The following is a 21060-nucleotide window of genomic DNA, read 5'->3' as shown; positions in this document are numbered from 1 at the left end:
AGGGTATAAACGTGCGGATTCCCTCGCGAACGTCCAACCGTACCGAATAAACGCTGACTCGATGCTGAGTCCAATTTAAGAAGGGCTTTACTGTTAAGTAATTCTCGGATTGGATGTAGATACTGGCCGAAGCAAAGTGACCCCTCGTCGTCGATCTAAAAACGGCTGTCTATCCCCCTGATTGATTAGCAAACCCTGACCTTCAAAAAATGAAATCTTATTCATCCCAATTCATGACATTGTTCACTCGATTGGCTGCTCCGGCGATGTTGCTGGCGAGCGCCCTTCTTACCGGCTGTGGTGGCGGCGGTGATGCTGCTAACGAACAGTTAAAGATCGGTTTTGCTCAGGTGGGCGCTGAAAGCGTTTGGCGCACAGCGAACACCGACTCCCTGCAAAACGAAGCGAAGAAGCGTGGCGTCGATTTCAAGTTTTCGTCTGGCGAAGGAAAGCAGGAGAATCAGATCCGAGCTATCCGTAGTTTCGTGGCGCAGGGCGTTGATCTGATCATACTCTCTCCGATCGTCGAGACCGGTTGGGACCCAGTCCTCAAGGAAGCGAAGCGCGCCGGAATCCCAGTTCTTCTCATGGATCGCGAAATCGACACTGCTGACGAGTCTCTGTACGCGGCATTCATCGGTTCTGACTTTGTGGAAGAGGGTCGTTTGGCTGCCCAATGGATGGTCGAAAACGTCAAAGGTGATGAGGTGAAGATCGTCGAGCTAGAGGGCACACCAGGATCCGCTCCGGCTATCGACCGCCAAAACGGTTTCAAAGAGGTGGTCGACAAGCACTCCAATTTCACAATCATAGAATCCCAGAGCGCGAATTTCCGCCGCTCGGACGGCAAGGACTTGATGGAGTCTCTCCTCAAGCTGCACAGCGACATCGACGTGGTATATTCTCACAATGACGACATGGCTCTGGGCGCAATTCAAGCGATCGAGGCTGCGGGTCTCAAGCCAGGCACAGACATTATCATCATATCGATCGATGCGATCAAGGAAGCCTTTGAGGCGGTCGTAGCTGGCAAGATTAATTGTATCGTGGAGTGTACGCCTCTTTTCGGCCCACTCGCTTTCGACATGGCTGAGAAGATACTCAACGGCGAGCCGTACGAGCGTCGCGTCGTGATGAAGGATGGTGTTTTCGATCAGACAAACGCGGCCGAGGTAATCGATTCGAGAAAGTATTAAGCTTTAGGATACACGGAGGCGATTTGGTACTATTAGCATTCCCTTCGAATCTACCAAGCGGATGAGAGTATCGCGGTGCGATGCTCTTCCCCGCGGAGTCTACGATCCGGATAAAAAGTATTATGAGTAACGACTCGACTCCACTTCTGAAGGTCAGAGGGCTTTCCAAGCAGTTCGGAAGCGTACAGGCACTGTCTGACGTGAGCTTCGAACTGCGGGCAGGGGAGATACATTCCTTGCTGGGCGAAAATGGTGCCGGTAAATCGACGACCATCAAGTGCATTACTGGGGTACATCGTCCCGAAACGGGAACCGTGGAGCTGAATGGTCAGCTCATTGCTCCGCGGAGTCCGCGCGAGGCTGAATTGATAGGGATAGGCACTGTTTACCAAGAGGTTAATTTGCTGCCGAATCTCACTGTTTTGGAGAATATCGTGCTCGGGCGCGTCAAGACGAACGCTTTCGGCAAGATCGATTGGAAGGACGCTCGCAATCGTGCGAAGTCAGCTCTCAGTAAGCTGGAGATGGACATCGATCTGGATGCCACGCTCTCCACTTTGCCAGTCGCCATGCAGCAGCTGGTGGCATTGGCACGTGCTTTGGAGGTTGATTCCAAGGTCTTGATCCTCGACGAGCCGACCGCGAGTTTGGACGAAGCGGAAGTGGAAAATCTTTTCCGCGTTATGAACCTGCTGCGGGACAAGGGAATTGGTATCGTCTTTATTACCCACTTCTTGGATCAGGTTTTTCGAATGAGCGATCGCATGACGGTACTGCGCAACGGGCGTTACATCGCGACGCGTGACGCCAAAGAATTGAGCAAACAAGACTTGCTTCAGGACATGCTCGGAAAAGCTTTTGAGGAAATGCAGAGCCGAGCGGGCGAGCTAGACGCTATAGCCGCGGACCGAGCTGGACGGAAGGTGCAGCTTGAAGTACGCGGGTTGGGTGCGCCTGGAATGATTGATTCTGTCGATCTCGAGCTCAGGGAAGGCGAGGTCGTTGGACTCGCTGGATTGCTCGGTTCGGGGCGTACTGAGTGCGCACGACTAATATTTGGCGTCGACAAAGCTACCACTGGAACAGTGGACCTAAAAGACAAGCGCGTAAAGCAGGGTGTACCCAGTGAGTCGATACGTGACGGTATCATGCTTGCTTCAGAGGACCGTAAGGCGGAAGGCATTTTTCCGAATCTAACCGTACGCGAGAATATTGTGATCGCTCTCCAATCCCGTCGTGGACCCATGAATCCAGTTCCAAGGGAAGAGCAGGACGCTTTGGCGAAAAAGTATATTGCGGCGATGCGCATCAAGACTTCAGGTCCTGAGGCGAAGATCAGTGAGCTGTCGGGAGGAAACCAGCAAAAGGTGTTACTCGCTCGTTGGCTGGCGGCTGAGCCCAAAGTATTGATTTTGGACGAACCGACGCGCGGGATTGATATCGGTGCCAGAGCGGAGATCGAGAAGCTGATCGAGTCGCTCAGTGAGGATGGTCTTAGTATGATTATGATTTCTTCGGAGATGGATGAGGAGGTCCGTTGCTGTCACCGAGTATTGGTGTTGCGTGACCGAAAAGTGATAGGCGAGCTGCAAGGTTCGGCTATCACGGAAAGTGCTATTGTAAGGAAGATTGCGGACCATGAGTAAGGCAGCAGAATCTACTGTATCGAAAAAGTCGTTACGCGACAATCCGCTGATTTGGCCATTAGCAGGCCTGGCTCTTGTCATCGCTTTCAACCTCGTGACGGGCCCCGAGTTTTTCTCGGTCAGCGTGCGGGATGGGCATCTTTACGGAAATCTAGTGGATATCTTCAGCCAAGGAGCTCGAGTTATGCTGTTGGCTCTTGGGATGACCCTCGTGATTGCGACTGGAGGTGTAGATCTATCAGTGGGTGCGGTGATGGCGATCGGCGGAGCCTTGGCGGCAACGTTTGTAACGCAAATGGGCTACGGGCTATATGTCGCGCTTCCGATCACACTAATCATCGTGGGCACCCTGGGCTTCTTCAACGGAGCTATGGTAGTGTTCGGCAAGATCCAGCCGATCATCGCGACCCTTATCTTGATGGTTGCAGGGCGTGGAGTTGCCCTACTCATAACAGACAGCGACGTGGTTAAGATCCAAGATCCAGCTTTCTTGTATCTGGGTAAAGGTTACATCTTGGGAATTCCTTTTTCGCTCTGGTTGGTCGCAGTAATCTTTCTAGTCATGGCGGTCTCAATACGAAAGACGGCGTTGGGACTCCTGATCGAAGCGGTCGGAGACAACGAACACGCCAGCCGGTTCAGTGGAATCGAGGCGGGTCGACTCAAGTTGATCGTTTATGCAGTGTGTGGCGCCCTTGCTGGCTTGGCGGGCGTGCTTGATGCGGCTTCGGTAAGTGCAGCCGACCCTATGCGAGTGGGCGAGCTCAAGGAGCTCGATGCAATCTTTGCCGTGGTTATCGGTGGCACAGCTTTAACGGGCGGACGTTTCTTGCTCTTCGGCTCCATTCTGGGAGCGATTTTGCTGCAGGCGCTGACTTTGACTCTCTACAATGCAGGCGTGTCCGCGGCGGTGGCACCGGTGCCCAAGGCGATAGTGATCGTGGGTGTATGCTTACTGCAGTCGGAACGATTCAGGAAACAAATTACTAATATCACCAAATTTGGAGGGAAGGCGTCATGAAGGTTTCGCTACGCGCTAATCCACTCTACGCAACCATCGGTGTCCTCGCGTCGCTATTTGCAGTCGCGTCGTTCAGTTACGAAGGGTTTTTCTCGCTTCGCGTCGTTGCGAACCTTTTCACGGATAGTTCTTTCCTTGGCGTTACGGCCCTAGGCATGACCGTTGTTATCCTGTCCAAGGGCATCGACCTTTCGGTGGGCTCAGTGATTGGATTTACTACCATCTTGGTGGCGTACTTGGTGCAAGACGCTGGCGTGCCGGTGCCTGTGGCATGGGGAATCGCTTTGGTTATCGGAGTAATTTTCGGAGCGGGCATGGGTGCTTTGATCGTGTTCTACGATCTGCCGTCTTTTCTTGTAACTCTGGGAGGCCTCTTTTTCGCGAAAGGAATGGGCTTCGTGATCAGCAGTAGCTCGATCGGTATCCAAAACGGCTTTTACGATGCGGTACTGGATTTTCAATTACAAGTGGGTCCCGGCGCTTACTTGGGCGCGGGTGCATTGGCATTCATCGTCTTCTTCGTTTTTTGTGTGTGTCTGCTGAAGTGGTCCCGTTTCGGACGCTATGTTTATGCAGTTGGAGGAAACGAAGACTCGGCCCGACTCATGGGCTTGCCAGTTGATCAGGTGAAAATCGGCGTATACGCCTTTAACGGGTTTTGCTCAGCCCTTGCGGGTATCTTGACAACCCTCTACATGGGAAGCGGAAATCCGCTGACGGGTGTGGGCATGGAGCTCGATGCGATCGCGGCCGTCGTGATTGGCGGCACTTTGTTGACCGGCGGTATCGGCGGCGCGACTGGCACGCTGCTAGGCGTGCTGACCTTTGCAGTGATTCAGACTATTCTCAATTTCGATGGGCGTTTCAAACCAGCGTTCCTTCGCATTGCGATCGCAGCTTTGCTGCTAGGATTTATCCTGACCCAACGTGCTTTGGCTCGCGGCAAGGAGTAGCGAGCGAGTGTGCGGTTAGGTCTTTTGGGGAGAGCTTTTTATGTGGAGTGGGCGGCTGGGAAGCCATCCCTCCGTTGAAGTTCGCCTGTGGTTGCGGATCGGTTGCTTTAGGATTGCGGGTTAAGAGACAGCGCAACAGAAAGGAGCCCCGATGGACATGCTTTTGACGCTTCTTCGGGCTTTGGTGGGGATAATGGGACTACTGGCTTTGTGCTGGTGGCTGAGCGAGGATCGCAAGAGAATCGATTGGAAGTTTGTCGGGATTGGCATAGGCCTGCAGATTGTGCTCGGATTGTTGATACTGAAGGTTCCGGTGGTGCACGGAGCGATGTCAGGTGTATCAGGATTCTTCAATCGATTGGTCGGATTCAGCGACGAGGGTGCCGCCATGGTCTTTGGTTCGATGCCGGCAGATGTCACGGTATTCGGTTTAGCTTGGACGGTGCTTTCGGCTATTGTCTTCTTTTCCGCTTTTTCCGCAATTCTCTACCATTTGCGTATACTGCAAGTGATCGTCTACGCGTTTGCTTGGATGTTGAGTAAGACCTTGAAGCTTTCCGGAGCGGAGTGTTTGGCCACAGCTGCGAATGTCTTTATCGGTCAAACGGAAGCTCCTCTTGTGGTTAAGCCGTACCTGAAGAAGATGACTCGATCTGAGATTAACGCCTTGATGACAGGTGGCATGGCAACGATCGCAGGTGGAGTGCTCGCCATTTACATGAGATTATTGGGGGGAGATGACGAGCTGGCCCGCATTGCTTTCGGCAAGCACCTATTGACAGCGTCTGTACTGAGCGCACCTGCTGCGTTGATCGCGGCCAAGATTATCTCGCCCCAGACCGAGGGAGTGGATAGTCAGTTAGCTTTTCCCAAGGAGAAGGAGTACGATAGCTTACTCGATGCGGCGACGAAGGGAACGACGGACGGTTTGAAGTTAGCCTTGAATGTGGGTGCTATGCTTGTGGCCTTCACTGGGGTGGTGGCACTTCTGAATTATGCAGTAGGAGCTTGGATCGGCGAATGGACTGGCCTGAATGCTTGGGTTGCTGCTGTGACTGATGGACGTTTCGATGCTTTTAATTTCAGTTTTTTGATGGGAGCAGCGAGCGCTCCATTTGCCTGGTTGCTGGGTGTACAGAATTCGGACTTGCTGGTAGTCGGCCAGCTACTCGGGGAACGCCTGGTGTTCAACGAGTTCTTCGCTTATTTTCATATGTCTGAGTTGAAGGCCAGCGGTGCTATAGATGATGGCAAGACCTTGCTGATACTGACTTATGCTTTGTGCGGTTTCGCTAACATAGCCTCTATTGGAATCCAAGTGGGCGGTATTTCGGCATTGGAAAAGAGCCAACGACCGAACCTTCTACGCTATGGATTCAAATCTCTGGTGGGTGGGATGGTTGCTTGCTACATTACTGCGATCGTGGCCTCCACGATTCAGGGGAAAATTTGAAGTTAACGGAGTTGCAAAAGGTCGGATCTATCGCTTCGAATTGTGCAACCCATATGTTGCTCTAGAATTATGGATACAAAAAGAGTTTATTTAGCAGGTTGTTTGTTCGATCTGAGACACTTGAGCGGAAATGCGTTATTGGGCGATGGAATCAACCGCTGTTCAGGTGGGCGATATTCCTTGTATCTGCCGCAAGACTACGAAGCGGAGTCCATGGATGCGAAAGCGATTCGAGATGGCGATTTTCAAGGTCTGCTAGACTGCGACGCTGCCATTTTTCAGTACGATGGTACAGAGCTCGATTCGGGGACGGTGGTGGAATTTATGGCGGCTAAGTTTGCTGATATACCAAGTGTGCTCTTGAGGACGGATTTCCGTAAAGGGGGAGATCGAAACGATGATCCTTGGAATCTAATGTGTAGTTTCTACCCACGAACAGTTTCATTAGTAGTTGATTCTATGAAAATGTATGTGGAATCAGGATACGGTGAAGGTCAGGGCGTAAAGGCTTCTTCCGACGCGATCGGTCGATTGAGTGAATTGGTAGTTCAAAAGTTGGATGAGGTTCTTTCGAAACCGCCTGTGGTTGAGCCACGAGTGGAACGGCGCGTGGAGCTGGAAACATTGCTAGGGATGTAGTCATGGAACTCCTCCAATTATCCCGATCAGACCTAAGCAGAGAGAGGGCGATGCAAATGCACGCTTTGTGGGAAGAAATTTGGCCAAATACAGACGGATTGGGAATCGAAGAGCGAGTTGAGGCATTCTTTCTGGGAAGCTGTCCGGAGCATCGCGCTGAGGCAGGTAGCGAGCGTTTCCACGTACTCGAGGGCGAAAATCGATTAATGGGCGTTGCTTGGACTTACGTGAGGAAGATCCACTTCGCTGCCTTGCAACGAGAGGAGCCGGTGCTGGCACTAGCGGGAGTTTGCAGCTCGCCTTGCGATCGTGGCAGGGGATTCGGTCGGCAGATTGTTTTAGATGCTTTTTCCCGTCTGTGCGATGAGACACCGTGGTGCTTATTCCAGACGGGGGTGCCAGAATTTTATAAGCGCTTAGGCGCGTTCACGGCTGAGAACGAATTTGTTAATCGGTACGCTGAAGATCCTCAAGTCAATCCGTGGTGGGAGAAGTCGGTCATGGCGTATGGTTTCAGCCGGAAATGGCCGGAGGGACGGGTTGACTTGTGCGGTGTCGGCTATTGATTGGGGTTATGGGGCGTAACTTTATAGAAAAGCGTATTATCAACGCTGGAATCGAATTGTGCGAAAGGCGTATTGAGATGAAGGGTACACCTATTACCGCCGACGACTTGAAAGATATCGAAGTTAAGACTTTTTCGCCTGTTTTGCAGGGCTTCTACTGTTTGGTTGGTCTTGCATTCGCTGTATTCGGAATTTGGGTGCAGATTGAGACAAGGAGCATGGTTCAGTCAATCCTACCAGTGCTCTTTGGCGTGGGCAACATAGCTTTCGCGTTGCACGGCCGTCCGCGTAAAGTTCGTGAAATGGAGAAGGAGCTAGATTTGATGGACTTGACTGCGGAAATCGTGCGTCGCTTCGTGGACAAGATGCAGCCGAGCGGCAAGGTCTAGTTCGGTTAAGGGGGTTGCAATATAGAGTTGGGTGACTTTGAGTTTCGGTAAGTCGTTTTATGAAGGTTCACACCATTGAGATTGCGAGTGCGATTGAGCAAGAGCTCCAGGGCTTTTTGAAAGACTGGGGTGGCGGCTATCCGATGAAATTCACTCGGTTTATCGACACTGGAGGGCGCCAGACAGACCTTTACGTTTATACCTCGGAGCCAGGAGCTTCACCTTGGCTGATTGCACGCATCAAGTGTGTGATGAAATCCGAGCAAGGAGAGTGTATCCAAGTCTTTGTTAATATCGCAGGCAAGCAGAAGCCCCACGAGGAAACTCTGGTTTCGCCCGAAATTTGGAAGCTGCCCGCCTTGGCTGACCGCATCCTGACCTTCGCGAAAAACGATATGCTAGTAAAAATCGCTGAAGGCGGCGCTTTGCCGGAAGGCGGTGATGGGTCCGACCTGAGATCTGGCTCGAGCGGCGAGTTGGGCTCGGGTGGTTCAGACGACGATGATGACTACGAGGACCTCGACACCTCTGGTATCCTAGCGGGCGACGGTGGAGGAGCCTCGATGGATTTCAATCCTGAGGATGTGATCGCTCAAGCCAATCAAGACGGTGACGATCTCGATCCGAGCGACCTGATAGCGCAAATGAATGCAGAAGGATCGGAAGACGACGAAGAGATCGTGGATCCGAGTTCTTTTATTCAGCAAGCGAACGAGGAGTCCGAAGAGGACGAAAAGTAGGACTACCGATCTATTATCTGTGAAGACGAACTAGCCTTCAGAATGGTCTGTCGCCTGCTCTAGAAGTTGGCGATGACTCGATCTACGGAACTCTTGATTTCTTGCAGGCTCTCGTCGAATTCGGTACTCGAGAGTCCGGTGCGAGGGAGGTGCTCTTCCCAATTGCTCCAGTAGTTCGATTCCCCGCGGAGTCCATTCCCGATGCGCTCTGCTATTCCGTTGGAGAGGTTGAGCAGGTGAATGTGTGGAAAGTGGCGTTGCGCTTGGTTAGGGGTATACTGATGCTGGATGGTTTGCGCTGTTTCCTCGGTGAAGTGCCAAGACGTGAGGATGAAACCGGCTACTGTTGGATTTGTGATGCCGAAATTGTTTTGTTCCCAATCGATTAGCGGCAGGTTTGAGACAGTGTTGTAGCTCGGGTATTGGGGATCGTCTTTGACACAGTAGTCCAAGACCATCTTGCCCAGATTACGCAGTAGCCCGATGGTGTAGGCTTCCTGATCGTCCAAGCCGAGCTTACGGGCCAAGATTTCCATGGCGATGCCACAAGTGAGAGAGTTTTCCCAGAGTTGGGCTCCGGATATGTCGTAGACGCGATTGTGTTCTGCGAAGAGTTGCTTGGACGCAGCCAAGCCGACGAGTTTGAAAAGTTCACGGAAACCGACGCGGTTGATTGCTTCGTCGAGAGTGTCCACAGGGGTGCCTAGAGAATAGAGGGCGCTGTTGCTGAGGCGCAGGACGCTGGCGGTCAGAGCTGAGTCGGCGTTAACCAATTCCGTAATGTCGGTGAGATCGGTTGATGGGTCGCGAAGCAACTTGTTGAGTTTGCCGAAAATTCGAGGAGAAGAAGGCAGCTGTTGTGCAGCCTCTTTTAGTTCGGCAGGAGAAATGGTGTTCATCGGTGGCACTTAGGCTGATTTATCGGATGGGAGTAGAGTATCTGTAGGCGAAGAAGGGGTAGATTGTCGCCTGAACCATCAATGCCTGCGGGTATTTACGAGCTCTTTGAAAGTGGCTAGGCAATGCAGAGGATGGCCTTGAGTTTTGCTACGGAGAGGGGATGCTACTCGGCTATGGCTTTCGACTACGTGCTGGAGCGGGAACTTGCTTTCCATGAAACAGATATGGCGGGCATCGCCCATTTCTCGAATTTCTTTCGATGGATGGAAATGGCGGAGCATGCGTTCCTGAACTCGATCGGTATCGCTCCTGTTGTGCAAGAGAGGGACAAGTTTTGGGGTTGGCCGCGGGTGAGAGCCAGCTGCGAGTACCATTCGCCTTTGCGGTTTGGGGACGGATTTGAGGTGCATTTGTTCGTGAAGGAGATCAAGCAGAAGTCGATCGTCTACTTTTATCGTTTTCGAAAAAAGGAGTCGGATGGCTGTTTCACAGCTGTAGCCAGGGCTGAGATGACTTCTGTATACGCCGGTTTCGATGTGCCGACCCAAACAATGGGCGCTTTGGATTTGGAGAGTGACTTGATAGCGAAGCTGGAGGAAGCCCCTGCAGATCTCATGAAAGCCGCTAGAAACCAGAGGCCTTTCTAATATGGCCGCAAGCGGAAAAGTCTCTGGCGCGGTGAGCCTCTTCTCTCTGATTAGCGCTTGGAGCTTGATCGTTTTCGGCGGGCTGAGTCTTCTGATCGCTGCGTTTTCGTGGTCTTGGGCAGGTGCTTTTATCGGTCTTGCCTTGCTTATTCATGGGATTCTTGAAAACCGATTTCGCGGAAGTTTCCTGCCTCAAGGAGAGCGATCGTTCGGAAAGCGTTTGGCATGGAATCAAGTAGGCTTAGCGGCAAGCGGGCTGCTCTACTTCAGTTGGCAACTAGCCTCGTTTGATCGAACAGCACTGGATGCGATGCTGGCGAGGGACCCGTTGCACACCTTGCTCGAACAGTCTCCCCCGGAGGTTAGCGACATGTTCTATCGAGATTTTCCGAAGCTATTGGCCGGAGCCTATGGTATAGCCGGAATGCTGGTGCTCCTCGGCTGCTTGGGCATGGCTTTCATGTACCTCAAAGCTAGCCGGAAATAATTAGGCTAAAACTTTCGACCGCGGGCTTGGATGACCTTCAGATGTTGGGCCTGGACTTTTCCGCGTTGGAACTTGTTTTCCGCGAGTTCGTTGACGGTATCCCAATCCTCGACAGACGGAGTGAACTCTTCCCACTGCTCGAAACGGCCGGCCTGTCGAAAGAAGGTGAGCTTGTTTCCGAAGATTCGGGCTTCGATCTTGAGCTTGCCCAGCTCTGGGTCTCGTTTGTTCCATCCGATGGCTCGTGGCATGCGGGCGATTGAGCGCGAGACGTTTCGCTAGCTCAATGTCAAAATCGCACGAAATTTGGTCGCTTTTTATAAGTCCCCTTTCGAGTTCGAAGGAATCGCTTCGGAGCGAAAGGGGAGAGAGTTTCTAAGTATAATATCTTAGCTTGAAATTCAAAGGCTTCCGGGAAAGCTGGCGGAGCGTCGAACCTTCCCCAGCCTAGTTTGAAGTTGACGCTCTTTATTTGCGGTTTCGTTGGCTCTATATTCAGCAACTTGTCGGCAAATGATTTCGCCGTCAATTGGCCGGAAGTAGCGCGAGGAGTTGATTTATGGCTCGAAAGCGATTCACGGGAACTCCAACTCTCGAGAGAATTCCAGCTATCGTTTTTCGGAGGGGCTGAGAAGATTTTTGGTAGAGCTTAATTTTCTGAGGCCGGGAAGTGGTTGCTGTGGAGCCGAGATGTTTCGTTTGTTGCTAGCAAAACATTTATTAAGGAAGGGGGCAGGATCCTAGTAACAAACTACCACAATCAACATCGATCGGGCGTGGTGGCTGTGCAGTTGCTGGATGCTAAAGATGGACGACTCGTCGCTCAAATAGAAAAGGTGCATTACGCGAAATCGGCTCCTCTCAAGGGAAGTCGGTCAGACGACGGGAAGCGGTTTGTCTATTCGTCGGCAGAAGGTATCCTAGTCGTGGATACGAACAATGATGAGTTCGATTGGGTGAACGCGATCGTGCGAAATGACGGATACCTACCTCCAGATGGGCGATACTTCGCATTTACCTCTCGTTTATTGAAAGCACCAGAGAAGATCCTCGATCTAGCCGGCAAGCATTCGACAGTCGAACTAAAAGATTTTGTGGGCTTTCGAGGCGGGTGGGTGGGCGCATTCTACTTACTTTTTAGTCAGGATGGTCGGTCTTTTTATGCTATCTCCGAAAGAAACGGGGTGGAGCGCTGGGATTTTCTATGTGGTGAGAAGCTGGCTGACTACGAATTCGAGCCGATGCTATCATTGAGAAGGGTTTGAGTCATTTCATTCTAGGAAAACTTCCTGCGACGTTTCCGGGGCCGGTTGGCTCTTTACCCTTGGGTGGCGAAGAGCGTATCCAGTTTTTGAAGTTAGACGCAATTACCGGTGAGGTCGTAGTGGAAAAGTCTTGGGTAGCTGTAGAGTGCTCAAGCAGTGGAAGCTTCGGATTTACGAAAACAAGATTTGGTTTTGGCATGGATATTTCGCAAGACGGTCGTTCGCTCGAGCCATCAATTAACGGTAAGAGGTTAAACTGGTGCTTCGACAGCCAAAAATTTGTCGAGCCGGTCGCTACAGAAGCGAAGAGAGCAATTGCAGCGTGCTACTCGAATAGTAAGGGAGTGTTTAGGGTCGTTTGGGCGGATGGATCCGTTAGCGTTTTGGATGGGAACAGATTGGAAGAGACGGTGATTTCTTGGATAAAGCCAATCGTAGGAATGGGAGATCGAGTAATGATTGATCCTGTAACCGGGCATGTAGCGATTCGAATTCTATGTGATGTCCTTGTTTTCGATGCGGATACTGGAGAAGAGATCCATACATTCGACGAAACCTACGATATCGAATCAGTATCCGAAATTCGTGGAGGAGGGACGCGACTTCTTCTGGAGAAGGAATTAGATGGGGAAGAAGTTTTCGGAGTCTATGACCTTGTTTCCGACAAGTTTATCCTTCGAATGGCCGCTGGAAGGCTTCTCGCAGGAAGTGACTCTTTCAGGATCCGGGGAAAATTTGGTGGTGTTCGCTTCCTCTCAATTCGAACCGTGGCGAAATGTTGAACTGAATGTATTCGATGTAAATTCAGCTAGTCTTTTGAGCCGAACCGATGGAATTAGCACTGGCGGAGCGGTCGCGTTTTCCCCTTGTGAAAGCCGAATTGTATTCGCTTGTCGAAATGCGGATGGCGGTGACTCGGCTCGCTTGGCTTTGATGGAACTCGATCTCGGTACAGGAGAGGTAATTAAGATCGACCTGACGAACTTGGGAGAAATTGCAGAGCCTAGCGAAATTAGTTTTTTGAAAGCGAGTAACTCGGTTCTGGTGCGGTCGAAGTATGATTACCTCTACGTTGTAGATTTGAGTTCCAATTCGTATTCGCCGATCAAGTACATGAGGTTAGGGCCGATCGCAAAAGACGAAAGGTCGCTAAGAGATCAAATCATCGCCGTGTCGGACACTTGTTTTGCGACGTTCGATGGGAGGGGGCGCATTGAGCTAGGGAGTCTCCTTGTGTCGCAAACTGGGATAGGAAACCCGGTGACGCTCGGTGAGTCTGGCTTGTTCATTAGAGAGGTACCTGAGGTTTCGTATCGTCTTTTGCGGAGCGAGGATGGATCCGTGTGGATCGACAATGGATTCCCTGGCAACGGCGAGGCGATCGATCTTAGCGATCTGGCTGGGCGTTTAGTGCGTGTTGCTTGGCAAGAGGCTGATTGAGGGAGGAGGAACGGCATAAAAAAGCGGCCCCTCTGTTGAGGAGCCGCTGAAAAGTGCAAGAGTGTGTCCTGAGCCGTTCGGCTTTATGCAGTTGGGACCTCTGCGATCGTCTTGAGAACGCGAGAGCAGATCTGGTACGGGTCGCCTTGCGAGTTTGGACGGCGGTCTTCGAGGTAGCCCTTGTAGGCGTCATTCTTGACGAAGCTATGCGGTACGCGGATGGAAGCGCCACGGTCAGCAACACCCCAAGAGAACTTGTCAATGGACTGTGTTTCGTGGAGACCGGTCAAACGCATGTGGTTGTCTGGACCGTAGGCGGCAATGTGCTCGTCCTTATTCTTTTCGAACGCGTCCATGAGCTTGAGGAAGTAGTCTTTTCCGCCCACTTCACGCATGTACTTCGTTGAGAAGTTACAGTGCATACCGGAGCCATTCCAGTCACCGCGAATTGGCTTACAGTGGTATTCGACGTCGAGTTCGTACTTTTCGCAGAGACGTTCGAGGAGGTAGCGAGCAACCCAGATTTCGTCGGCTGCCTTTTTGGAGCCTTTGCCGAATACTTGAAATTCCCATTGGCCCTTTGCCACTTCGGCATTGATGCCTTCGTGGTTGATGCCGGCAGCCAAACAGAGGTCGAGGTGCTCCATCACGATTTCGCGAGCGATGCCGCCTACGTTCTTGTAGCCAACGCCCGTGTAGTACGGACCCTGTGGCGGTGGGTAGCCTTCGGAAGGCCAGCCAAGTGGGCGACCGTTTTCGTAAAGGAAGTATTCTTGCTCGAGGCCGAACCAAGTATCTTCGTCGTCTTCGATGGTAGCACGGTGGTTAGTTGGGTGTGGAGTGACGCCATCTGGCATCATAACCTCACACATTACGATAAATGAGCTGTCATCGCGGGAAAGGTCAGGGTAGAATGCTACAGGCTTCAGCACGCAATCTGAGCTTTTGCCTTCCGCCTGTTTCGTCGAACTACCGTCGAAACCCCAAAGAGGAAGATCATCAACACTTTTCGGTATCGCGTCACCGATGCGTGTTTTTCCACGAAGATTTGGCACAGGCGAGTAGCCGTCTAGCCAGATGTATTCGAACTTATATTTAGCCATAGATTATTGATTGTCGTATAGGGTTTGGAAGTCCCGGTTAGGATTGGCAATTCCGTAGGAGTGGCGCCGCCATGGGACGGTTTCCGAAATCAGCAAAAGGTATGCCTAGTTTCAACAAATTTTACTTTTACCTTTCAAATAATCATGCGACTTCTAACTTTTAGTACTTAAGCTCAATTTCGATCATGCAAGAGATCAAAGATACGCAGAGGGCGGAAGTCCATATAGGATTCGACGGCCGAGTCCACAAAAAGTACAAGGGACACTTTTCCAAAGAACGTTACGAAAACGAAGTGCGGATGCTTAAGTACTTGGAGGAGAAGGGGTGCGACTTCGTTCCGAAGCTAATGGAGGAGCATCCGGAGCAACTCTACATTGTGACCACAAACTGCGGGAACATCGTTCACAAGATCAGTTCGGAGAAGGTGAAATCAATTTTTGACGCCTTGGAATTTTTCGGAGTACGGCATGACGACGCGTTTATGAGAAATATCACCTATAGTCCGCATTTGGGGAAGTTTTGCGTGATAGATTTTGAATTTGCGGTGATTTTGGAAACGGGCGAAGGCTTAACAATCAAGGAAGCCGAAGAAGCAAAGGGCGGCGATCATGAGCGAAAAACCGAAGACTGAAAAAGGGAAAGAAACAGGCGAAGAATATTCGCTATCCTGGACGGGACTAACCCATCCCGGCAGGTACCGGCAGAACAACGAGGACGCTTTTTTGGCCGTCACTTTCAACTTGGAGGGCATGCAGTATCTGGGTAAGAGTGGTTCGGCTGGAATGGACCGTGGCGACTTCGTATTTGCGGTGAGCGATGGTATGGGTGGAGCTAACGCTGGCGAATTCGCGAGCCGTGTGGCTGTGCAAAAAATCGCCGAATTGTTGCCAAAGACTTTCAAACTGGGGGCTTATGGGATGCAGCGAGGTTTCACCGATATTTTGACGGAGCTCTTTCAGCGTATCCATAAGGAAATGACGGAAATGTCGATCTACTACGAGGAGTGTCGTGGCATGGGAGCGACCTTGAGCCTTGGATGGATTTCACCGGGCTGGCTGCATTTTTGTCACATTGGAGACAGTCGGATTTATTATATTCCGAAGGATGGCGGTAGCCGGCAATTGACGGAAGACCACACCCATGTGGGGTGGCTATTTCGCTCTGGAAAAATCAACGAACGCGAAGCTCGCAACCACGGTGAGCGCAATCTGCTCCAGCAGGTTCTTGGGGGAAAGTGTTTGAAGATAGATCCGCAAGTCGGGTCCGTTGGTATAGAGCCGGGTGACCGTTTCGTCTTCTGTTCGGACGGCGTTACGGAAGGGGTTTGGGATCGTCGTGTGGAAGAGTTGGTACGAAACCCTCCGCCACGATTTGCGGAACTTTGCCCTGCTAATCGCCTCGTTCAGGATGCCTTGGAGGAGTCGGGACGCGATAATATCACGGCCGTGGTGGTCGAAGTTCACTAGCCTAATGAATCAGGTAGAAGTATTTGGCAGCAACCTTTGCCCATACTGTCACAAGGCGAAGGCTTTCCTTAAAAAGAATAACATCCCATTCAAGTGGAAGGAGGTCGCTATGGTTGCGGGCGTGAAGCTACCGACCAGCAACTTTAAGGAAATGAAGCGCCGCTCGGGTGGAGAAACCACTGTGCCACAGATCTTTGTGAACGGACAACACTACGGTGACGAAGATAGGCTTTTTGCAGATGAGCGTAGCGGACGGTTGGATACGATTTTTCGTTAAGTAGGAGTACGCTCTCACCTGCAAGAAAGCCGCCCCCAATATTGGAAGCGGCTTTGAAAATTGGATTCGCTAGTTTTTCTTAGCGAACGATCATTTGATCGACGGTACCTCCCGCCGGGATCATTGGTAGGACGTGTTCGTCGTATGGCGTGATGACGTCGAGAACGAAAGCCTCCTCGCTGTCGAGCATTTCTTGGATTGCGTCCCTCAGCTCGCTCTTCTGGTGGACGCGACGGCCAGGGAGACCGAATCCTTCGGCAATCTTGACGTAATCGGGGTAAAGCCCGCCGAGATTTTCGGGGGTACCGATGTTCTTCTCGTCGCCGAGAACGGTGTTACCACGGACGCTGTTGTAGAAACGGTCCTCCCACTGTACCACCATGCCAAGATGCTGGTTGTTCAGAATCATGGCCTTGGCAGCGATCTTTTCAATCTTTGCGGTCGCGAGTTCCTGTATGTTCATGGCGAAGGAGCCGTCACCGTCGATATCGATTACGTGACGGTCTGGGCAAGCGACCTTGGCGCCCAATGCGGATGGATAGCCGTAGCCCATGGAGCCAAGTCCGAGAGACGAAATGAGGCTGCGTGGGTGGTTGAAATTGTAGAACTGGGCAGCGAACATTTGGTGCTGTCCGACTCCAGTGGTGATGATGGCGTCTCCCTTTGTGAGTTCGCAAAGGACTTCAACAGCATGCTGCGGCACTATGTGCTCGCTCTCGTTGTACGAGAACGGGTAGTCGCGTTTCCACTCGTCGCACTGTTTTTGCCACGGTTCGAGGTTTGGCTTCTTGAAGCCTTTGGAGTCCATCAGCTCGTTCATACGGCCGAGGGCGTGCTTGATGTCGGAAACGATCGGGTGGTGGACGATCTTGTTCTTGTTGTGCTCGGAAGGGTCGACGTCGATGTGGACGATCTCCGCCTGCGGTGCGAATTTTGTTACGTCACCAGTGATTCGGTCGTCGAAGCGAGCGCCAAACGTGAGGAGGAGGTCGCTTTGGTGTACGGCCCAATTTCCGTAAGCGGAACCGTGCATGCCAAACCACTTTAGGGAAAGCGGGTGTGTCTCTGGGAAAGATCCCGCTCCCATCAATGTGGATGCGACGGGGATGCCTGTGCGCTCGGCGAATTCTGTGAGTTCCTTGCTCGCCTCAGCCGCTACGACACCGCCACCGAAGTAAATTACGGGACGCTTCGCATCTTCGATAAGGTTAAGCACGTTTTCCAGTTCGCGGTCGGAAGCTTTCTCGGGGAGCTTGGATTCGCGGTAAGGAACTTGTTCGTCAGTCAGCCAGACGGGGTCGACCTTCGCCTGCTGCACATCCTTAGGGATATCGACCACAACGGGACCAGGGCGTCCTGTGGTCGCGATCTTGAAGGCTTCCTTCATGATCTTAGGCAGGTCATTTACATCGAGCACGAGATAGCTGTGCTTAACGACCGGCAGTGTCATTCCGAAAAAGTCGGTCTCCTGGAATGCAGCCTTGCCGATGAACTTGGAATAGACCTGACCGGTAATGCAGACCAAAGGGGTGCTGTCCATGAAGGCGTCAGCGATCGCGGTCATCAGATTAGTGGCGCCCGGACCGGAAGTCGCCATGCAAACGCCAGCTTTGCCGGTTACGCGAGCGTAGCCCTCAGCCGCGAAAGAACCGCCTTGCTCATGGCGAGGCAAGATAGTGCGGATGTCCTCTTTGCGCTTAGCGAGGGATTGGTGCATCTCGAGCGATGCTCCGCCGGGGTAGGCGAAGATGACGTCGACGCCTTCGCGAACCAGTGCTTCGACGACGACGTCGGCACCATTCATTTGTTGCGTTGCAGCTGTCTTGGCAGGGGTCGGTTTGAGATCTTGATTTGCGCTCATTGTTGTTAATCCGGCTGTATTAGGAAAATGGATGCACCTTAAGAGGCGGCTTCGTTGATTGGCACTATTTTACCGTCAGATACGTCTTCGTCGGTTACTCCGATGTTGCGAAAGCGTTGGTACCTCTGCTCGATGCGTTCTTTTGGGGTGAGTTTCTTTAGTTCGGCGAGTTGGGCTTCGATTGCTTCCTTCAGGGAGGCCGCAGCCGCATCGGGATCGTTATGTGCTCCGCCTACCGGTTCTTTGATAACGCCGTCAACGATACCGAGCTTTTCGATTTCGTAAGCTCCAAATTTGAGGGCTTTGGCTGCTTCGGGAGCTTTGGCCCGGTCCTTCCAGAGGATAGCGGCGCAGCCTTCAGGAGAGATGACCGAGTAGTAGGCGTTTTCGAGGATGAGAATCTTGTTGGCGACTGCGATACCGAGCGCTCCACCTGAGCCGCCTTCACCGATGACCGTGGAAATGATGGGGCACCCCATGAGGCTCATCTCGCGCAGGTTGACCGCAATGGCTTCAGACACGTGCCTCTCTTCGGACGCGACGCCGGGATAAGCTCCTTGGGTATCAACGAAAGTGATAATGGGCATGCCGAACTTGTCGGCCATTTTCATGAGGCGAAGAGCCTTGCGGTAGCCTTCCGGGTAGGGGCTGCCGAAGTTGTGCCTAAGCTTTTCGCGAGTGGTTCGTCCTTTGTGCTGGGCGATGACCATAACGGACTCGCCATTGAGAAATGCCGTACCGCCGATGATGGCGCGATCGTCGCGAAAGGCGCGGTCTCCGTGCAATTCCTGGAACCCGGTGAAAATCCGCTCAATGTAGTCGTAAGCGTAGGGGCGTTGCGGATGGCGAGCGAGTTGAACGCGCTGCCACGGAGTGAGGTTTGTATAAATGGACTTCTTGGTCTCCGCGATCTTCTGTTCAATAGCGCGGATCTCCTTAGACAGGTCGATATTGTTTTCAGCGGACAGTTGGTGCAAGTGCTCCATCTGCTCGATAAGTCCGCGAAGCGGCTGTTCGAAGTCTAGTGCGTAGTTGTTGTCCATAGGCCTATCCCGTGAAAAGGGGTGGAATGTGGTAGTAATCTCGGTAATGTCGAGGCTTTAACGATGGTCGTTTAGGAGGGAAATTTTGCTGATTTATGCAGTTTATGCGAGGTCGGCCTGCCCTTGTTGACCGTCTGGATTTTGGATTTGATCCTTCCAGCTGGCCATGCGCGCTTGGGCTCCGAAATGCTCGGCTTTTTCCTTTGATCCCTTTTCGAGCCATATTCTTGAAAGGCTGGTATTTACGAAAAGATCATCGGGTCGAAGCGCATGAGCCTTTTCGGCGGCATCGAGTGCCTCGTCGTAGCGTTTCTCAGAGTAGAAGATCTCGCACAGGGCGTGCCAGGCTTCGAAGGCTTCCGGCGACTCGGCGAGTGCAGCCTGGAGTTTGGAAATGCCAGTCTCGGCGTCACCCATAGTGAAGTCGAAGGTCGCGTCCTCGACGATGTTGCTGATCGATGCTTTTTGAAATTGGCCCATAGGGATGTGTTTTCGTTAGAATTGAAAAACGTCGAGAGACTACACGAAGCGGAATCGCTTGTCAAAGGATGAGCATGGCGTCTCCGTAGCTCAGGAAGCGATACTCCCTCTCAATCGCCTCTGCGTAAATCTCTTTGAGCCAATTAATTCCGTCCATCCCTTTGGGGTCGAGGAATGCGGAAACGAGACACAGAAGAGTCGAATTGGGTTGGTGAAAATTCGTGATTAAGGCATCCACGCCGAGGAAGCGGCGGGGAGGATAGATGAAGATGGCAGCTTCGCTGACGAAGCTTCCGGAAACGATGACGTCGCTTTTGGCAAGATAGTCTTCTACGCTGCGTACGCTGGTAGTTCCTACGCAAACCTTGCGTCGGCAGCTATCGGCGCGGAGGGCGCTTTGGGTGGCTTCGGAGATTTCGTAGATTTCGCGGTGGATTTGGTGGTCTTCGATCTTCTCGGTTTGGAGGGGCTTGAAGGTGCCCATCCCCACGTGGAGGGCGAGATCGTGGAAGGTGGCTCCTTGCTGGGTGAGCTTTTCGACGATTTGCGGTGTGAAGTGCAGGCCTGCGGTCGGAGCAGCTGCAGCGACAGACTTTTCCGAAGAGGCATAGATGGTTTGGTAGCGCTCCTTGTCAGCGTCGTCGCGAGCGTCGGACTTCTCGCGAGCGATATAGGGCGGGAGCGGCATCTTTCCTAGCTCGTCGGCGAGGCTTGCCACGGAGCTATAATAGTTCGTGAGATCGAAGCGTACACGGTATTCTGCCTCATCGTTTTTTTCCAAGACCGTAGCGGAAAAGTAGCCCTCCCGTGAGAAAGTAGAGCCGACTGGTAATTTCTTGCCCGGACGCAGCAGGGTCCACCATTCCAGGCCCTCGTTGGAAGCAGGGCGAAGCAATAGACACTCGGCGGCGCCTCCTGTGGGGCGCTGGGCGAAGAGTCGAGCGGGAAGGACTCGTGCGTTGTTGCGGAATAGGGAATCGCCCTCGCCGAGGTAGTCGGGCAGGTCGGAGAAACGTCGATGCTCGATCCTGCGTTCTGTGCGGTGAACGACGAGCAGTCGCGAGGCGTCGCGAACCGCTGCCGGTTCTTGGGCGATGCGTTCGTCAGGCAGATGATAATCGAATAGAGAGCTGTCCATGTTCGGGTGTTGGCGACTGGTGGTATCCAGACACAAAAAAACGACCAGGGCCTTGGTCGTTCTCTTCTAAAAATTGATAGGATGGTGGGATCAGGATTGGCTGCTTGCTCTGCGAGCAGGTCCTTCGGACCCATGCTTCGCATGTCCCATCTCCGCTCGCGTTATTCGCATCGTCGAACCTGTCGGTTCTCATCCTGTTCCGTTGGCCTTTCTGGAAAGAACTTTGTTTGGAACTTGGTCGGCATTTCCCAAGATTGGAAAATGGTGGTGGGAACAGGATTCGAACCTGTGTAGGGTTTCCCCAGCAGATTTACAGTCTGCCCTCGTTGGCCGCTTGAGTATCCCACCG

The 21060-nt window shown here is 52.4% G+C and carries 24 protein-coding genes and 1 tRNA gene; 17 read left to right on the top strand and 8 right to left on the bottom strand.

The features are described from left to right. Positions 1-209: 209 nt before the first annotated feature. The 9 genes from QEH53_RS02795 (at position 210) to QEH53_RS02755 (ending at position 8603) form a co-directional block, all read left to right on the top strand. Entirely contained in the window at positions 210-1196 is a 987-nt protein-coding gene (locus QEH53_RS02795) for an ABC transporter substrate-binding protein (RefSeq protein WP_309021600.1), read from the top strand. Positions 1197-1318: 122 nt separating this feature from the next. Further along, positions 1319-2842, top strand: coding sequence for a sugar ABC transporter ATP-binding protein (locus QEH53_RS02790; RefSeq protein ID WP_309021599.1), 1524 nt, complete (start codon positions 1319-1321; stop codon positions 2840-2842). Continuing rightward, positions 2835-3863: an ABC transporter permease gene (locus QEH53_RS02785; protein ID WP_309021598.1), complete on the top strand. Its 1029-nt coding sequence runs from the start codon at positions 2835-2837 to the stop codon at positions 3861-3863. Before QEH53_RS02790 ends, QEH53_RS02785 begins: the two co-directional genes overlap by 8 nt. Further along, a complete protein-coding gene (locus QEH53_RS02780; protein ID WP_309021597.1) occupies positions 3860-4816 on the top strand; it encodes a hypothetical protein in 957 nt (318 codons plus the stop codon). Before QEH53_RS02785 ends, QEH53_RS02780 begins: the two co-directional genes overlap by 4 nt. A 151-nt stretch (positions 4817-4967) precedes the next feature. Then, positions 4968-6269 (top strand): nucleoside transporter C-terminal domain-containing protein, encoded by a 1302-nt coding sequence (locus tag QEH53_RS02775; RefSeq protein WP_309021596.1) that lies wholly within the window; start codon positions 4968-4970, stop codon positions 6267-6269. Positions 6270-6338: 69 nt separating this feature from the next. Continuing rightward, positions 6339-6908, top strand: a complete 570-nt coding sequence (locus QEH53_RS02770) for a nucleoside 2-deoxyribosyltransferase (protein WP_309021595.1) — start codon at positions 6339-6341, stop codon at positions 6906-6908. A gap of 2 nt (positions 6909-6910) precedes the next feature. Next, positions 6911-7474 carry a hypothetical protein gene (locus QEH53_RS02765; RefSeq protein WP_309021594.1) on the top strand — a complete coding sequence of 188 codons (564 nt, stop codon included), beginning with the start codon at positions 6911-6913 and terminating at the stop codon, positions 7472-7474. 77 nt (positions 7475-7551) lie between these two features. Further along, positions 7552-7863 carry a hypothetical protein gene (locus tag QEH53_RS02760; protein WP_309021593.1) on the top strand — a complete coding sequence of 104 codons (312 nt, stop codon included), beginning with the start codon at positions 7552-7554 and terminating at the stop codon, positions 7861-7863. Between the two features lie 59 nt (positions 7864-7922). Then, complete coding sequence (locus QEH53_RS02755) at positions 7923-8603, top strand: hypothetical protein (protein ID WP_309021592.1); 681 nt, start codon at positions 7923-7925, stop codon at positions 8601-8603. 59 nt (positions 8604-8662) lie between these two features. On the opposite strand, the gene QEH53_RS02750 is transcribed toward QEH53_RS02755, so the two are convergent. Continuing rightward, positions 8663-9502: an HDOD domain-containing protein gene (locus QEH53_RS02750; RefSeq protein WP_309021591.1), complete on the bottom strand. Its 840-nt coding sequence runs from the start codon at positions 9500-9502 to the stop codon at positions 8663-8665. A gap of 174 nt (positions 9503-9676) precedes the next feature. Here QEH53_RS02750 and QEH53_RS02745 point away from each other — a divergent pair, with 174 nt between their 5' ends. Then, on the top strand, positions 9677-10150 hold the full coding sequence (locus tag QEH53_RS02745) for an acyl-CoA thioesterase (RefSeq protein ID WP_309021590.1): 474 nt from the start codon (positions 9677-9679) through the stop codon (positions 10148-10150). A gap of 1 nt (position 10151) precedes the next feature. Continuing rightward, on the top strand, positions 10152-10637 hold the full coding sequence (locus tag QEH53_RS02740) for a hypothetical protein (RefSeq protein ID WP_309021589.1): 486 nt from the start codon (positions 10152-10154) through the stop codon (positions 10635-10637). Between the two features lie 5 nt (positions 10638-10642). On the opposite strand, the gene QEH53_RS02735 is transcribed toward QEH53_RS02740, so the two are convergent. Next, positions 10643-10888: a hypothetical protein gene (locus QEH53_RS02735; protein WP_309021588.1), complete on the bottom strand. Its 246-nt coding sequence runs from the start codon at positions 10886-10888 to the stop codon at positions 10643-10645. A gap of 525 nt (positions 10889-11413) precedes the next feature. Here QEH53_RS02735 and QEH53_RS02730 point away from each other — a divergent pair. The 3 genes from QEH53_RS02730 to QEH53_RS02720 are packed head-to-tail and all read left to right on the top strand — an operon-like array spanning position 11414 to position 13342. Continuing rightward, positions 11414-11902, top strand: coding sequence for a hypothetical protein (locus QEH53_RS02730; RefSeq protein WP_309021587.1), 489 nt, complete (start codon positions 11414-11416; stop codon positions 11900-11902). Then, a complete protein-coding gene (locus QEH53_RS02725) occupies positions 11899-12684 on the top strand; it encodes a hypothetical protein (protein ID WP_309021585.1) in 786 nt (261 codons plus the stop codon). Before QEH53_RS02730 ends, QEH53_RS02725 begins: the two co-directional genes overlap by 4 nt. A 34-nt stretch (positions 12685-12718) precedes the next feature. Continuing rightward, entirely contained in the window at positions 12719-13342 is a 624-nt protein-coding gene (locus QEH53_RS02720; protein ID WP_309021584.1) for a hypothetical protein, read from the top strand. An 83-nt stretch (positions 13343-13425) separates the two neighbouring features. Here the strand turns inward: QEH53_RS02720 and QEH53_RS02715 are convergent, their stop codons facing one another. Beyond that, on the bottom strand, positions 13426-14445 hold the full coding sequence (locus tag QEH53_RS02715; protein WP_309021583.1) for a glutamine synthetase beta-grasp domain-containing protein: 1020 nt from the start codon (positions 14443-14445) through the stop codon (positions 13426-13428). 185 nt (positions 14446-14630) lie between these two features. On the opposite strand from QEH53_RS02715, the gene QEH53_RS02710 reads away from it, so the two are divergent. The 3 genes from QEH53_RS02710 to QEH53_RS02700 are packed head-to-tail and all read left to right on the top strand — an operon-like array spanning position 14631 to position 16189. Further along, positions 14631-15077, top strand: a complete 447-nt coding sequence (locus QEH53_RS02710) for a serine/threonine protein phosphatase (protein WP_309021582.1) — start codon at positions 14631-14633, stop codon at positions 15075-15077. Further along, positions 15055-15912, top strand: a complete 858-nt coding sequence (locus tag QEH53_RS02705; protein ID WP_309021581.1) for a protein phosphatase 2C domain-containing protein — start codon at positions 15055-15057, stop codon at positions 15910-15912. Before QEH53_RS02710 ends, QEH53_RS02705 begins: the two co-directional genes overlap by 23 nt. Before the next feature lie 4 nt (positions 15913-15916). Next, the gene (locus tag QEH53_RS02700) at positions 15917-16189 is read left to right on the top strand and encodes a glutaredoxin domain-containing protein (RefSeq protein WP_309021580.1); all 273 of its coding nucleotides are present in this window, start codon (positions 15917-15919) and stop codon (positions 16187-16189) included. A 79-nt stretch (positions 16190-16268) separates the two neighbouring features. On the opposite strand, the gene ilvB is transcribed toward QEH53_RS02700, so the two are convergent. The 5 genes from ilvB to QEH53_RS02675 form a co-directional block, all read right to left on the bottom strand. Further along, positions 16269-18050, bottom strand: coding sequence for a biosynthetic-type acetolactate synthase large subunit (gene ilvB / locus QEH53_RS02695; RefSeq protein WP_309021579.1), 1782 nt, complete (start codon positions 18048-18050; stop codon positions 16269-16271). Positions 18051-18088: 38 nt separating this feature from the next. Beyond that, a complete protein-coding gene (locus tag QEH53_RS02690; RefSeq protein WP_309021578.1) occupies positions 18089-19093 on the bottom strand; it encodes an acetyl-CoA carboxylase carboxyltransferase subunit alpha in 1005 nt (334 codons plus the stop codon). A 102-nt stretch (positions 19094-19195) separates the two neighbouring features. Continuing rightward, positions 19196-19573 (bottom strand): tetratricopeptide repeat protein, encoded by a 378-nt coding sequence (locus QEH53_RS02685; RefSeq protein ID WP_309021577.1) that lies wholly within the window; start codon positions 19571-19573, stop codon positions 19196-19198. A 61-nt stretch (positions 19574-19634) separates the two neighbouring features. Next, a complete protein-coding gene (gene queA, locus QEH53_RS02680) occupies positions 19635-20711 on the bottom strand; it encodes a tRNA preQ1(34) S-adenosylmethionine ribosyltransferase-isomerase QueA (protein WP_309021576.1) in 1077 nt (358 codons plus the stop codon). 262 nt (positions 20712-20973) lie between these two features. Next, a tRNA-Tyr gene (locus tag QEH53_RS02675) sits at positions 20974-21059 on the bottom strand. Position 21060 lies beyond the last annotated feature (1 nt).

The organism is Pelagicoccus sp. SDUM812002 (genome assembly GCF_031127835.1).
In the GTDB taxonomy this organism is placed as follows: domain Bacteria; phylum Verrucomicrobiota; class Verrucomicrobiia; order Opitutales; family Opitutaceae; genus Pelagicoccus.
The sequence above is the reverse complement of the archived record's forward strand: the minus strand, read 5'-3'. Positions and strand labels throughout refer to the sequence as shown.

What these genes read in the sequence shown, in the direction of transcription:
- QEH53_RS02690 (WP_309021578.1), bottom strand. Translation starts at nt 19,093, where the DNA reads ATGGACAACAACTACGCACTAGACTTCGAACAGCCGCTTCGCGGACTT.
- QEH53_RS02745 (WP_309021590.1), top strand. Translation starts at nt 9,677, where the DNA reads ATGGCTTTCGACTACGTGCTGGAGCGGGAACTTGCTTTCCATGAAACA.
- QEH53_RS02775 (WP_309021596.1), top strand. Translation starts at nt 4,968, where the DNA reads ATGGACATGCTTTTGACGCTTCTTCGGGCTTTGGTGGGGATAATGGGA.
- QEH53_RS02795 (WP_309021600.1), top strand. Translation starts at nt 210, where the DNA reads ATGAAATCTTATTCATCCCAATTCATGACATTGTTCACTCGATTGGCT.
- ilvB (WP_309021579.1), bottom strand. Translation starts at nt 18,050, where the DNA reads ATGAGCGCAAATCAAGATCTCAAACCGACCCCTGCCAAGACAGCTGCA.
- queA (WP_309021576.1), bottom strand. Translation starts at nt 20,711, where the DNA reads ATGGACAGCTCTCTATTCGATTATCATCTGCCTGACGAACGCATCGCC.
- QEH53_RS02760 (WP_309021593.1), top strand. Translation starts at nt 7,552, where the DNA reads ATGAAGGGTACACCTATTACCGCCGACGACTTGAAAGATATCGAAGTT.
- QEH53_RS02790 (WP_309021599.1), top strand. Translation starts at nt 1,319, where the DNA reads ATGAGTAACGACTCGACTCCACTTCTGAAGGTCAGAGGGCTTTCCAAG.
- QEH53_RS02770 (WP_309021595.1), top strand. Translation starts at nt 6,339, where the DNA reads ATGGATACAAAAAGAGTTTATTTAGCAGGTTGTTTGTTCGATCTGAGA.
- QEH53_RS02780 (WP_309021597.1), top strand. Translation starts at nt 3,860, where the DNA reads ATGAAGGTTTCGCTACGCGCTAATCCACTCTACGCAACCATCGGTGTC.
- QEH53_RS02740 (WP_309021589.1), top strand. Translation starts at nt 10,152, where the DNA reads ATGGCCGCAAGCGGAAAAGTCTCTGGCGCGGTGAGCCTCTTCTCTCTG.
- QEH53_RS02715 (WP_309021583.1), bottom strand. Translation starts at nt 14,445, where the DNA reads ATGGCTAAATATAAGTTCGAATACATCTGGCTAGACGGCTACTCGCCT.
- QEH53_RS02755 (WP_309021592.1), top strand. Translation starts at nt 7,923, where the DNA reads ATGAAGGTTCACACCATTGAGATTGCGAGTGCGATTGAGCAAGAGCTC.
- QEH53_RS02735 (WP_309021588.1), bottom strand. Translation starts at nt 10,888, where the DNA reads ATGCCACGAGCCATCGGATGGAACAAACGAGACCCAGAGCTGGGCAAG.
- QEH53_RS02710 (WP_309021582.1), top strand. Translation starts at nt 14,631, where the DNA reads ATGCAAGAGATCAAAGATACGCAGAGGGCGGAAGTCCATATAGGATTC.
- QEH53_RS02705 (WP_309021581.1), top strand. Translation starts at nt 15,055, where the DNA reads ATGAGCGAAAAACCGAAGACTGAAAAAGGGAAAGAAACAGGCGAAGAA.
- QEH53_RS02785 (WP_309021598.1), top strand. Translation starts at nt 2,835, where the DNA reads ATGAGTAAGGCAGCAGAATCTACTGTATCGAAAAAGTCGTTACGCGAC.
- QEH53_RS02765 (WP_309021594.1), top strand. Translation starts at nt 6,911, where the DNA reads ATGGAACTCCTCCAATTATCCCGATCAGACCTAAGCAGAGAGAGGGCG.
- QEH53_RS02700 (WP_309021580.1), top strand. Translation starts at nt 15,917, where the DNA reads ATGAATCAGGTAGAAGTATTTGGCAGCAACCTTTGCCCATACTGTCAC.
- QEH53_RS02750 (WP_309021591.1), bottom strand. Translation starts at nt 9,502, where the DNA reads ATGAACACCATTTCTCCTGCCGAACTAAAAGAGGCTGCACAACAGCTG.
- QEH53_RS02685 (WP_309021577.1), bottom strand. Translation starts at nt 19,573, where the DNA reads ATGGGCCAATTTCAAAAAGCATCGATCAGCAACATCGTCGAGGACGCG.